This is a genomic window from Streptococcus sp. HMSC066F01 (assembly GCF_001837335.1).
In the GTDB taxonomy this organism is placed as follows: domain Bacteria; phylum Bacillota; class Bacilli; order Lactobacillales; family Streptococcaceae; genus Streptococcus; species Streptococcus oralis_S.
On the sequence record NZ_KV832115.1, the window covers coordinates 73,273 to 85,318 of the forward strand.

The window sequence follows — 12,046 nt, forward strand, 5'->3', positions numbered from 1 at the left end:
TTTGTCTTAAAACGTTGATTTCTGGGTTTGTTCAGTTATTTGTTCAGTTATAAACTTTTTAGCGCAGTTTCATAGAATGAGACTGCTTTTTTTGCGTTCTCTTTTGAGAGATGACTGTATATATCCATGGTCATAGATAATTGGGAATGTCCTAGACGGTGCTGAAGTTCCTTGTAAGGTATTCCAGAGTTAAGCAAGAGACTAGCGTGAGTATGGCGAAAACCATGAAAACCAATGTTAGGTACGTCAGCACGTTTAAAGTGAGTTCTTAACCTGGTTTGTAGAGTTCGATTATTGGGGTACTCATTTATGAAGTCAGAAAAGACTACAGTTTCAGAGCGCCCAAGTTGCCAAGCTTCTTGTACTTGTCTATGTTTGTACTGCTTCAGCATACTAACAGTAGCTTGATCTATATCTATATCCCTTAGACTTGTTTTTGATTTTGGACTATTGATTTCTTGTTTATAGTTTAAAGTCTTTGTGATATGCACAACTGCATTATCTAGGTCAATATCAGACCAGGACAAGGCTAAAGCTTCATTGATACGACAACCAGTAGCAAGTAGAAACTTATAAAGTGTTATCTCATAATAATAGCGATACCTACTTACATCCAGAGTATCTAAGTATTTAAGAAAGCTTTTTAATTCATCATTATCAAAGTGCTTTACTTTTTCTCGCTTTGCTTTTTGTGTGTTGCGAGGTAATATTACCTCACGAGCAGGATTAAATGGTATGGCTTGCATAACTACACCATACTGTAAAATACGCTTATTTAAAGCGTGTAAGCTATCGTAGTATAAAAAAGCGCCTTCTTCCCCTTTATTGGTTTTGTCAGCAAGTTTATTGACTACGTTTTGAATAAGTGGAGTAGTTAGTTTATCCAACTTATAAGAGCCAAATAAAGGTAAGATATGGTTATCTAGCAGTCTTCTAACGTTTAATTGTGTGTTAGGTTTTACTGTATGCTTGTAACTTTCCCACCATAAGGAAGCTAATTCCTTGTAAGTAGTAATATTTGAAGCCTGGAATCTAGTAGATCCATTTTGTAAAAAAGCAATTTCAGCTTCTTTTGTCTTTTGCTTAACTTCTTTTTTTGTTCTCCCTGTTATGCTTGTTTTTACATCTTTTCCAGTGACTTTATCAACACCAAGATAGACATTAGCACGATATACTATTGAACCGTCTTTTTTTGTGATTTGTTTTATTTGCATAGTATTCCTTTCCATCAGCAGGCAAGCAATTAGAAAAGGTTTTGAGTTTATACTATGCTAGGAGCTACGAGAACCCCTCTATTTTCGATTTTAAGAGGACGAACGGTAAAATGTACCAGGTAAGAAAATAAAGCGATTATGGGGCTTATATAGTGACTAGTGGTTTTATGTTAGTCCTCATAATCTTTATGAAGAACAGGATTATCAGCTAATGAGGAAATTATTGTACTAATTGCTTCTCTATCTCTCTTGTCTAGGGACAAGAAGTCGATAATAGTAATTTTAGTCTTATCAGGAAATGTCATTAGCCCTGCTAGAAATCTTCCGATACTAGTATCAGCATAGTTTTGCATTTCCTTGAGCATGAAATCTTTTTTCTCTTGATTCCAATTTTTAAACTCTTCCTTGGAAAACCTTTTATGACCATAATAATCAGTGATTTCTCTAAGATTTTCAATCACAGTATCTCTTACTTTTTCACCACGAGTTAGCGCTAATAAACCATATCCTGCGAAGTCTACGGGAGATTCCATGTTATCACTATATTTCTCTATAGTAGATGATAGGTAGGTTGTTCTTCTTTCATCATCTCCCAAAAGATATCCAACGCCGACCTTAAAGTAATCGGCAAGTTGCTGGGCTTTGTCTGATTTTATTGCGTTTTCACCATTTTCCCATCGGGATATAGTTTTTTCACTTACTTCTAGGAGATCAGCTATTTCTTTTTGAGATAGCTTTTTTTCTTGTCTTAATTCTTTCAATCTATTCATTAATCATAATACCTTTCATTAATAATTATAACACTTATTTTCAAAAAAGACAAAAAAGTCTGCAAAAAATTTAAAAAAACGCTTGACACAGACAAAATTGTCTGCTATCATAAAAATTGTAAGGGACAAAAAAGTCCGTTCTCTCCAACCTTTCATACTTTCAATCTATTCATGGAGGGGGATTTTTAGAAAGGAGGAAACCTATGAGCAAACTACGAGGTTATCGGGTTATGTTGGGACTGACTCAACAACAGATGGCAGACAAGTTAGATATTTCTTTGCAGTCATATAATAACAAAGAATTAGGGAAAACGCCATTCAATGACAAAGAACGTCTAGCAATTAAGTCAATGGTTGCAGAAATCAAGCCAGATATAACCATAGATGAACTATTTTATAGCTAGAAAGGAGCGAACCAATCGCAATACTAGTCTACATTTACAGATTTCTTAGGTGGTGCTTTACCACCGGGGATTGATAAACGGCCCTAGCTAGATATTTGCTAGAGTGATTTGCTTGCTACCTATGGCAGTATCAAGGGTTTGTAGGGGTGCATTTTCTCCGATTTTACCCTACTTTAATGCTTTACCTTGGTACTGTTTTAGGTGGCAAGCATTGACAAAAACAAGAAAGGAGCTAACCAATGGAACTGGTTTACATGGACGGTAGAAAAGAGCCGTATACACTGAGCAGTATCGTAGCAGAATGTACTGGATTGCAACATCACACAATAACCAAGACAATCCGCAAACATCAAGCAAGGTTTGAACGGTTCGGGAAGGTTGGATTTAAAATCCAAGCTATGGAAAGTGGCCAGAATACTAAGGATTATATTTTGAATGAGCAACAAGCGACCTTGTTAGTTACATTCTTAAAAAATACTGAGCAAGTGGCCAACTTCAAAACCAACCTAGTCAAAGCATTCTTTGAAATGCGTGACGAACTTTCCAAGCGACAATTACAGAGAGAACTGGAAAAGCCAAAGCGTAAAAGCTTAACTGAAGCTATTCAAACATGGGAGAAAGCACCTAAGCATGCCTATAGTACCCTTACAAACTTACTACTAAAGGGAGTGACAGGGAAGAATAAAGCGCAACTCATGAAGGAACGAGAAAGTAGGAACGGTATTGATGGCTTGACAAGCGAAGAACTGACAAACTACCAACGTTTGGAAGATATGGCAATAGCTATGATTAACTTGAATAGAGGGTATTCAGAAATTAAAGAACTAATTTTTAAAGTATAGGAGTATAGAAAATGGAAAATGATTTTAAGACAGTTACAAATGCCAAAGGGTTAGAAATTCCCAAGTATTCCAAGGATTTTAAAAAGCTAGTTGAGAAAGACAGACAACTAGCCGAATATCTTTGTATGAACTACGAGAACTTGGACAGTGAAGACCTGGGCGCATTTCTTGAAACGGTGGAGCAGGGGTTCAGCTGGATTCTGGATCTTATCGAAAGTAAAGACTTGCTTTATAAACCACAGTCGGGTAGTAATCATGCAAAAAGAAAATAAAAAAATCACTTGCTCAAATTTTGGTCGAGGAGAGCAAGCGACAAGATTAAGGATATAGAAATTTTTTCTATGCTCTGATTATAGCAAAAAATATCTATTCTATCAAATATCTAAAGAAAAACCGAAGAGCAGGCAAGCAATTAGAAAAGGTTTTGAAATCAAGCGCTGACAGGGTGATTCTAAGACCTTGTTTAGCTGAAAGATGGGTAATTACTCACGAAACACTGCTACAAGCGTTCGCCAACTTGGGGCAATCGCCCAGCGTTTGGAGTGGTGAAGCATACCATATAGAAAACAGGCAAGAAAAAGGACAAGGAAAGGCTAATGGAGAAAAATATGACTCTAGATCTAGATAACATGACACAATCAGAATTTGACAACCGAATTACTGAAATCAAGGATAGAAATCCGAACCTCTTTCAGTTCATCATTGACTTTTTAGATGATAAAGTAACTCCAGAAGAGGTGTACGACTTTCTAAAGATGGAGCGAAGCTATCAAGTAAATTATATCAAGAATTACAAAGCGAGGGCATAGCATGAATGAATTAGATTTGACCAATATACAATCGGTAATCTTTACGGTGGTACTGATTGGCTTACTGCTTTATCTAAATCACCGAGACCGCAAAAAAAGCGCTCAAATCGAGCGAGAAAGTACACAGACGATTGAAACAACTAGCGAGGATTTAAGCCCTGATTATGGGCGATATATTCAGCTTGGAATGGTCAGTAAAGGGGGCTAAGTATGTTTAGTTTGAGTAAAGAAAGCGAACATGATTTGACTAATAGAATAAGCACGGTTATAGAAAACTATCTAGCAGTTCGAGAACAACCTAAACCACGACTAACTGGTTTAATATCAGCACAAGAAGCTATGGACGAGTTAGATATAAAATACAAAACTTTGCAAAAGTGGGAAGGTGCAGGACTAAGACGTTACCAACCACCACTAGAAGATACTAGAAAAGTCTATTACAAAGTTACGGATATTTTGAAGTTCCTGGGGGTAGATGATGGCAAAGACTAAAATATATTTTTGGTTAAAAGTTGATAAGAAGTTTTTTGATAACCTTTTTATTAAGCGACTTAAAAATATGCCTGGTGGCTACACTATGACAGTGATTTATATCCGCCTTATGTTGGAAAGTTTAGAAGATGATTGTATTTTGTACTATGAAGGATATTTTGATAGTTTGGTACAGGAATTAGCTTTAAAACTGGATGTTTCTGAAGATGATATAAATATGACAGTTGCGTATTTTACAAAATGCGGACTAATTCAGATAGACGATGATGGCCATGCTACATTATCGCAAGCAAAAGCCATGGTTGAGAGTGAAACAAACTGGGCGAAATATAAGCGAGACCAAAGAAAAAATAGTCAAGATATACCAAAATTGGAGAATGTCCAAAATAAAAAGACTATTTCCAACTCATGTCCAACAGAGATAGAGATAGAGATAGATAAAGAGTCAGATAAAGATAAAGAGTTATATAAAGAATATATATTGTCAGGTAAACCGGACTTTACTTTCCCAAATTGGTTAACTCCGAGAATGATCGAGGAAATAACTAAAGGACATCCTGAGAAGTATTTAATAAGAATCCCTCTAGCTTATCTGAATCATACAGTAGGGAAAAATTATAAATATTTGGACAAAAATTTGAAGCCGATAATAGCACGATTCAAAGAAGGCTATACACTTGAAGATTTTAAACAGGTGATAGATATTAAAACGGCAGAATGGAAGGATAGCCCTGAATTTTCTAAATATCTGAGACCAGAAACACTTTTCGGAACTAAGTTTGACGGTTATTTGAATCAAAAGCCTAAAACCATAAAAGGGAAGTTTGAAGATAACTTCCCAGACCTACCATTTTAGGAGTTGCAAAGATGAAGGAACAATTTAAAGAATTTAATAACAGAAAAATATTGGATACGGTTTGCGATATTCACCAGGTAAATTATTGGGAAATTTCTGTACCGGTTTTAGGGAGTTCAGAAAGAAAAGTACAAGCTTTTTGCCCGGAGTGTGTGAAGGGAGAGATTAAACAAAAAGAGCAAGACTTGTTACAGCAGTTTGAGGATAAACAGGCTTACTTTAAAACTTATGATGTCTTAATGCGTGATAGTACGATTCCTAACGAGTTGAAGGGAGCGACGTTTGATAATTTCCTTGTTAAGACGACAGAGGAGCGCCAGATGTTGGAGTTTGTAAAGGGGCAAGCCCAGAAGTACCTGGCAGGTATGACGGGAAATACTTTAATTAGTGGTAGTACAGGAATAGGAAAAAGTCATTTATCGCTTGCACTAGCTAAAGAAATCAATGAGAGCTTCAGGGAGAAAAACGAGCCAAAGAGTGTTTTGTTTGTCAGCCTAACCGAGATTATCAAGCAGATAAAAGAAGGATGGGCATATGGAAGAAATGCAAACTTAACAGAGTATGAGGCGGTTAAAAAGTTAGTTGATGTAGATTTTCTAATCATCGATGACCTGGGGGCAAAAAATGGGACGGTAACACCTAAGAGTGACTGGGAACAGGATTTCTTGTTTGATATTATCAATAATCGAGAAACTACGATTTTCAACACGAACTTAGACAGTAGCGAACTGCGGACGGTATACAATGCTAGAAATTCAAGTAGAATTTTGAAAGGTTTAGAAGGGAACACTTTCAAAGCTTTCACGATCAAAGATAAGAGATACACTATAAATACAGTGAGGGGAGAATATCAATGAATGATGATAAAATGCGATTTGCAACAGAAAAAGGCTTTGTTGTCTACGAAAAATGTGGTATAATAGAAATAGAAAAAGTTCCAAGTTTTGGAGAAATTACTTTATTCTACTCAGATGGGAAATTTACCCATCTAGTCAAAAAAGAAACTAAAAAATAAGTCTATTGAGAACAACTCAGGGACATACCGTAAGCATATAATGCTAGTGGTATGTCCCTTTTTGTTTGCATAGAAAGGGGGTGAGAGCAATGTCAGGAGATACTTCTTTAGGGTATGTAGTAGCCAATAAATTTTCTATGGATCCAAAGAAAAGACAACAAATATTTGCAAAGTGCAAAAAAGATGATGAAAATTTGGAAAAACGGAAAAAAGAAATACTAGAAAAATATGCTAACAAACAAGACAAACCAAAATCTAGAAAAAATGATTCTAAAGGCTCGGAGAGTCATAAAAGAAAAGCTAAGAGCTAAGAATTTTAGAAAAAATTATAAACAAAAATCAGATATTAAAAGATAAAGGAGCAAAAAAATGACAATTAACTTAGCTAAACAAAAAGAAAATCTAGAAGCTTATATCCGAAGTACAGGTTATAACACTAGAGGGATGAATGTAGAAAATAATCATGTACTCATTGAAAAACCAATCCTTGATAGTTACGAAGATGAACATCAACGTAAAGAACTGGTTGATCTAGTAAATGTTATTGAGACTCGTACCCGTGGTGGGAAGTATGAAGTAACTGACTTTGAATCTGATTCATTACAAGAAGTTAGCGAAAATTCGGTTGAGAGAACAGAAGCAGATAAAAAGAAAACTATCAGCGTTGATTACTTAGTTAAATTATTCAGTGGAAAACTTGATTTTTCACAGGAGCAATTAGATGATGGCCAATATAATTTAACGGATTTTCTTGGTAAGAAGATTATTAAATTAAAACGTAGAACACGAAATAGAGAGATTGGGAAAATTCTCCAAACTGCGAAAGTACAGACCGCTACAAGTCTGGATGACTTGAAATCTATTGTTTCTTTAATTAATCCAGAGCGCAATGTATCTATGGTTATTAGTCAATCACTATTTAGTGTCTTAGAAAAAATGAAAGATACTTCAGGAAATTATCTTCTTAAAGTTGATAAAGAGACAGGAACAAGTGAAACATTCTTTGTAGATAACTTTTTAATTGTAGATGATACAACATTAGGGAATAAAGGTGAGAAAAAAGGCTTTATCGGAGATCTAGAAAACTTTGTTACTTTGTTTGATCGCAAGAAAGATACACTTAGTTGGGTGAATGCGAATGGCTATTTTGGGAAACGGTTGATTTTACATACCCGATTTGATGTAAAAAAAGTTGAAGAAGATTGTGGTTACTTTATTCAATGGAACTAGGAGAAAGAAATGGATATTAATCAAGTATTTGAAACACTGGATGATCTAGATGATAAAAAAAGTAAGATTAATTCAGCACGAGAACAGTTAAGCGAAAAAAGGAAAAGCCTGTTAGGCAATCAAACAGTTTCATTTGAGAATATAGATTCTTTTTTGTCAAATAACTTAGAATCTTTAGAGCAGCTTGAAAAGATGGAAAAAGTTATTAATTCTCTTCAGGAAAAATATAATAGTGATTTTTCAGAAGCTAAGGCAGTCATCTTTGAATACATTTTTAAAGAAACTAAGCAACGGATGGAAACTAAGAAGATCTATAAACAATACCGAAAGAAACTTAGACAAATTCTGGACGCATATAATGAAATTCAAGAACTAAAGAAGGATGTGGAAGAAATCCATACAGGTGTAGTCAGAGAAATAAGTCAGAAACATTCTCTATTGCTATATCGAACGGAAGTAAGTCCGCTTACTGTCTTACCATTCTTAAACCCTGATATTAGCGGGTGGATGAATTTTTCTAAGGAATATCGGGACATTAAAGAGTATTTAGAAAAATAGGGAACAAATTAAGTAAGGCTAGTGATATATGGATGAAACAGAAAAAATATCGCTAGTCCTACTTTTATGCTTTACTAAGTTTCACATAACAAAGTAAGCATAAACTGAAAAGAAGTAGTAGCTTGAAAGCAAGGTATATCAGGGGGTTACAGAATGGAGTGAGTTTCACAGAATGTAAGATATGAGAAACTGAGGGGATAAATTAAAGAAATTTCCCTTGAACTTGTCATATTGAAGAGTTGTCAAACTTAAAACAATGATACCTGGTAAGTGGAGTGTTGGAAGGCTTTTAGCGCTTTTTGTCAGTTTGACAGAATTTACAATTTGACAAATTGAAAGATAAAAAAATTTTTAAATTTAAGTGGAGGTACTTGCCTATGTACGAGTTGAGTAACAGAGACCTGGACGGGATAGATATTGAGTTAGGACGATATAGAACACTTGCTAATAAAATTTATTTGAGAAGACAGGAACTGATACATAATAAGAAACATAGCACTGAAGATTATACTGGTGGGAAAGGCAAGACAGTATCTAGTCCTACTGAAGCGACAATCATTAGAATTGAAGAAGACCAAACGCTAAAATATTTAGAAGGTTTCAAACTAGTTGTAGATACCTTGATGGAAAACTTAATTGAAAGTGATCTAGTAATTTTTAAAATGAGATATTTAGAAGCTGGTGCGACTTGGGAAGACGTGGCAGAGAAACTAAATAAAACTACTCGTTATATAAATAGCCGTAGAAAGGTAATCGCTAAAAGATTTGTGGAATTGAAAGGATATTGACTCCCCCCACCTTTTAAAAAATCTTTCTGCCCAGTAGGGTACCGGTGAAGGGAACTTTTTCCAAGTCGGAGCACTTCAGACAAAAAGGGGGTAAAAACTGGCCGATTTACCAGAAAAATGATTAGTTTTGAAGGGTAAGATACATACGGTAGAGGAGAAATAGATAAAACTTGATTTATTGCAGGAAGATAGTAAAAGAGCTATAATAAAGTGGAGCACAAAGGATTATACTTTTAAAAAAAGGAGACTGTATTCATGGCAAAAAATGATTATTGGGTAATTGTTTATAAAATTCTTAGTTATTATTTTCAGAAAATGAAGCATGGAGAGCCAGCCGATGAAAATGAAATAAACGCTTCAGCTCTAGAAATCCCCTATCTTTACTTAATGGATGTCTATCGTAATTTATTTGATGATGGATTTTTGACAGGTACTTGTGTAACTGGAGACATGTCTGGAAATGTGTATATTGAGAATTTGTCTCTTGTTAGAATTACAACTAAAGGTATTGAATATTTGGAGGACAACTCTAAAATGAAACAGGCTTATAAAATTTTGAAAGAAATAAAAGATTGGATACCTGGAATGTAGCACTTAGATTATTCTAAGTGCTTTTTATTATCAACTGAAAATTAACAAAAAATTATAATGTTAAATGATAGTTTTGTTGAAGAAAAAATTTAAAAAAGATATAATGAAAAAGAGAAATAATTATATCTTTTTTAAAAATTAGAAATATAAAAGGAGAATTAAGATGGAACTTGCAAGAGTTATTCGCATAATTGATGATTTTACAATTATGATTGACAAAGGTTATGAAACTGCTGATATAAAAGAAGGTACCGAGATAATTGTTTTTGAACCTGGTCCAGAAATAAAAGATTTGGAAGGCAATAGTTTGGGGAGATATGATTTCACTAAAGCTAAGTTAATAACCACTGAAGTTTTTCAAAAATTTTCAATTGCCCAAAATATTGAGGAGACATCTCCATTCTCTGTTAATGACTTTTTATCAGGTGGGAAAACTAAGCTATTAATTAATGTCGATGAAGAAGAAATTGAACCCTTAGCCCCTAAAGATATCCAAGTAAAAAAAGGTGATCTAGTAAGAATTGAAGATTTTTAACTTGACACAGAGATAAAATAATGTTACGATAAGAGTGAATTGAATGGCTACGGATGTGGCTAGGAAACTACCTCTTATCATTATGATAGGAGGTTTTCTTTTGTGACTGATAAACCCAGCATAACATATTCCCAGCAGTTAGATAGAATGAGAAGAAAGGGAATACTTATTGAAAATGATAAGCTAGCAATGGAAGTTCTTCAAAGTATATCATACTATGGAATAGTAAATGGTTATAAAGATATTTTTGGAGTATATTTCGATGAAGATTTTCAAATAGAAAGATTTAAAGAAGAAGTACAATTCTCGTCTATTCATAGTATTTTCCTTCTGGATCAAGCATTGAATAACTTATTGTTTAAGTATATTATATACATTGAAAAATCATTAAAAACGAAATTATCTTATAAGATTGCTCATAAGTATACTACAGAATTTGATTCATATTTAGATTATACAAAATATAGATCTAATGGAAGCTTAGATAGAAAATCTGAAATTCAAAACATAAGAAATCAAATTGAAAACAACAAAAACAGCGCTTCAATTCAGCATTATCGGGAGAGACATGATACAATCCCTCCTTGGGTTGCAACCAGCGGCATATATTTTGGGACTGCAATTAATTGGTATAAAATCTGTCAGGATGATATAAAAGAATACATAGCAAATCAATTTTTTGTAAGTTTTTCAATTGATGATGAAAGCGCAAAAGAGATGCTTGTTTCTATGTTATCTCTTTTACAAGAATACCGAAACAATATTGCACATGGGAATAGAACATTTTTATCTAATGTCACTAGTGAATTAACTAAGGATATATTGCTATCATTGTTCCCAGAGGGAGTATTAACTGAAAGAGAATACCACAAAGGTATTGGGCAAAAAGATTTATTTGCGGTAATATTATCAATTGCGGTTTTGATAAATGATCCATTAGTATTTCGCCAATATATTTATGATTTCGGTACAATGTTTAGAAATAAAGATTTTAACCCTAATTTAAAATATTCCCCTAGAGGGAATTTATACGAAACATTAAATATTCCAGAAGATTTCTTAGATAGAATAGCAATAGTATATAATCTAAAATTTAAAAATTAAAGCGACTATTTTATTAGTTGCTTTTTTATTTTTACGAATAATAAGGTTAGAGGAAGAAAATGAACAATTTAAATATTGATCTTAGTGTAAACGTGACTTATAGTGTACCAATACTCAAGAATGAATACACAGTTAAGTTATTGCTCCTATTAGATTTTAAAGTAGAGGATAAAGACTTGCTAGATTATTTGGTACCAACCTGGAAGTATCGTGATCTAGTACTTCATGTGGCACAAATGCATAAAATGGAAAAACAGTGGAAGATATGATATAATTGTTTCCTATTATGTAGACATGAAAAAGGCACAAAAAAGTAAGTATTAAATTGCTGAAAAATAGTAGTGGTGAGGTAATATGATAAAAAACAGATATTATCACACAACAACGGATAATCCTCAAATACTTCGTTTATTTGGTGGTGTTATGCAAGTTTTTGATATCGAAAAAAAGTGGATTGATAGTATTGATTGGTTTAATAAAATCTATTTCAATGACTTCACGGATTTTGAAGAAATTTCAGAAAGCGAGGCATTCGCTTATATTGAAAAGCTGAAACACAAAAATTGATATAGCACGTTTCGTTGTTAAAATCTTACGTAGAGTAACATAAAAAGCACGTTTTAAAACGTGCTAGCTTCTTGCCTGCTGAACTCATTAAAAAAGTAGAGTTTTATGTTCAGTGATTTGTGGAGTAAGGAAGAAACTCCAAAACATTCAAACGAAAAGCGAAAACTCCAAAAACCCTGTTATCCAACATTAAGAAGTAATAAAGATACTTGCTGGATATTTAAAAAAGCGATACAACAAAATGCTTTAATTTTAAGAAATATCTTACAGA

General features: G+C 33.7%; 19 protein-coding genes. 17 read left to right on the top strand and 2 right to left on the bottom strand.

Translation table 11 applies throughout. The features are described 5' to 3' along the window. Positions 1-47: 47 nt before the first annotated feature. Both HMPREF2655_RS04015 and HMPREF2655_RS10425 read right to left on the bottom strand, forming a co-directional pair. Entirely contained in the window at positions 48-1,214 is a 1,167-nt protein-coding gene (locus HMPREF2655_RS04015; protein WP_070837698.1) for a tyrosine-type recombinase/integrase, read from the bottom strand. A 170-nt stretch (positions 1,215-1,384) separates the two neighbouring features. Continuing rightward, positions 1,385-1,984, bottom strand: a complete 600-nt coding sequence (locus HMPREF2655_RS10425) for a helix-turn-helix domain-containing protein (protein ID WP_070837701.1) — start codon at positions 1,982-1,984, stop codon at positions 1,385-1,387. Between the two features lie 203 nt (positions 1,985-2,187). On the opposite strand from HMPREF2655_RS10425, the gene HMPREF2655_RS04025 reads away from it, so the two are divergent. From HMPREF2655_RS04025 to HMPREF2655_RS04105, 17 genes are all read left to right on the top strand, one after another. Then, the gene (locus tag HMPREF2655_RS04025; protein ID WP_070837703.1) at positions 2,188-2,388 is read left to right on the top strand and encodes a helix-turn-helix transcriptional regulator; all 201 of its coding nucleotides are present in this window, start codon (positions 2,188-2,190) and stop codon (positions 2,386-2,388) included. 239 nt (positions 2,389-2,627) lie between these two features. Continuing rightward, on the top strand, positions 2,628-3,230 hold the full coding sequence (locus HMPREF2655_RS04030; protein ID WP_070837705.1) for a Rha family transcriptional regulator: 603 nt from the start codon (positions 2,628-2,630) through the stop codon (positions 3,228-3,230). Positions 3,231-3,241: 11 nt separating this feature from the next. After that, positions 3,242-3,502 carry a hypothetical protein gene (locus HMPREF2655_RS04035; protein WP_070837708.1) on the top strand — a complete coding sequence of 87 codons (261 nt, stop codon included), beginning with the start codon at positions 3,242-3,244 and terminating at the stop codon, positions 3,500-3,502. 336 nt (positions 3,503-3,838) lie between these two features. Continuing rightward, a complete protein-coding gene (locus HMPREF2655_RS04040) occupies positions 3,839-4,039 on the top strand; it encodes a hypothetical protein (RefSeq protein WP_049490570.1) in 201 nt (66 codons plus the stop codon). A 1-nt stretch (position 4,040) separates the two neighbouring features. Beyond that, a complete protein-coding gene (locus tag HMPREF2655_RS04045; protein WP_070837710.1) occupies positions 4,041-4,247 on the top strand; it encodes a hypothetical protein in 207 nt (68 codons plus the stop codon). Positions 4,248-4,249: 2 nt separating this feature from the next. Beyond that, positions 4,250-4,531, top strand: coding sequence for a transcriptional regulator (locus tag HMPREF2655_RS04050; RefSeq protein ID WP_070837713.1), 282 nt, complete (start codon positions 4,250-4,252; stop codon positions 4,529-4,531). After that, positions 4,518-5,387, top strand: coding sequence for a conserved phage C-terminal domain-containing protein (locus HMPREF2655_RS04055; protein WP_070837716.1), 870 nt, complete (start codon positions 4,518-4,520; stop codon positions 5,385-5,387). The genes HMPREF2655_RS04050 and HMPREF2655_RS04055 overlap by 14 nt, the downstream gene beginning before the upstream one ends. 11 nt (positions 5,388-5,398) lie before the next feature. Beyond that, on the top strand, positions 5,399-6,244 hold the full coding sequence (locus tag HMPREF2655_RS04060) for an ATP-binding protein (protein WP_070837718.1): 846 nt from the start codon (positions 5,399-5,401) through the stop codon (positions 6,242-6,244). After that, positions 6,241-6,402 carry a hypothetical protein gene (locus HMPREF2655_RS10350; RefSeq protein ID WP_162837499.1) on the top strand — a complete coding sequence of 54 codons (162 nt, stop codon included), beginning with the start codon at positions 6,241-6,243 and terminating at the stop codon, positions 6,400-6,402. Before HMPREF2655_RS04060 ends, HMPREF2655_RS10350 begins: the two co-directional genes overlap by 4 nt. An 89-nt stretch (positions 6,403-6,491) precedes the next feature. Next, positions 6,492-6,713: a hypothetical protein gene (locus HMPREF2655_RS04065; RefSeq protein WP_049506193.1), complete on the top strand. Its 222-nt coding sequence runs from the start codon at positions 6,492-6,494 to the stop codon at positions 6,711-6,713. Between the two features lie 58 nt (positions 6,714-6,771). Further along, a complete protein-coding gene (locus HMPREF2655_RS04070; RefSeq protein ID WP_070837720.1) occupies positions 6,772-7,632 on the top strand; it encodes a phage major capsid protein in 861 nt (286 codons plus the stop codon). 9 nt (positions 7,633-7,641) lie between these two features. After that, entirely contained in the window at positions 7,642-8,190 is a 549-nt protein-coding gene (locus HMPREF2655_RS04075; RefSeq protein ID WP_049506188.1) for a hypothetical protein, read from the top strand. A 377-nt stretch (positions 8,191-8,567) separates the two neighbouring features. Beyond that, positions 8,568-8,978 (top strand): DUF722 domain-containing protein, encoded by a 411-nt coding sequence (locus tag HMPREF2655_RS04080; protein WP_070837723.1) that lies wholly within the window; start codon positions 8,568-8,570, stop codon positions 8,976-8,978. Positions 8,979-9,233: 255 nt separating this feature from the next. Further along, complete coding sequence (locus HMPREF2655_RS04085; protein ID WP_070837726.1) at positions 9,234-9,569, top strand: YjcQ family protein; 336 nt, start codon at positions 9,234-9,236, stop codon at positions 9,567-9,569. Positions 9,570-9,732: 163 nt separating this feature from the next. Then, positions 9,733-10,104 carry a hypothetical protein gene (locus HMPREF2655_RS04090; protein ID WP_070837729.1) on the top strand — a complete coding sequence of 124 codons (372 nt, stop codon included), beginning with the start codon at positions 9,733-9,735 and terminating at the stop codon, positions 10,102-10,104. Between the two features lie 102 nt (positions 10,105-10,206). Next, the gene (locus tag HMPREF2655_RS04095) at positions 10,207-11,208 is read left to right on the top strand and encodes an Abi family protein (RefSeq protein WP_070837733.1); all 1,002 of its coding nucleotides are present in this window, start codon (positions 10,207-10,209) and stop codon (positions 11,206-11,208) included. 354 nt (positions 11,209-11,562) lie between these two features. Continuing rightward, positions 11,563-11,775 (top strand): hypothetical protein, encoded by a 213-nt coding sequence (locus HMPREF2655_RS04105; protein ID WP_070837738.1) that lies wholly within the window; start codon positions 11,563-11,565, stop codon positions 11,773-11,775. Positions 11,776-12,046 lie beyond the last annotated feature (271 nt).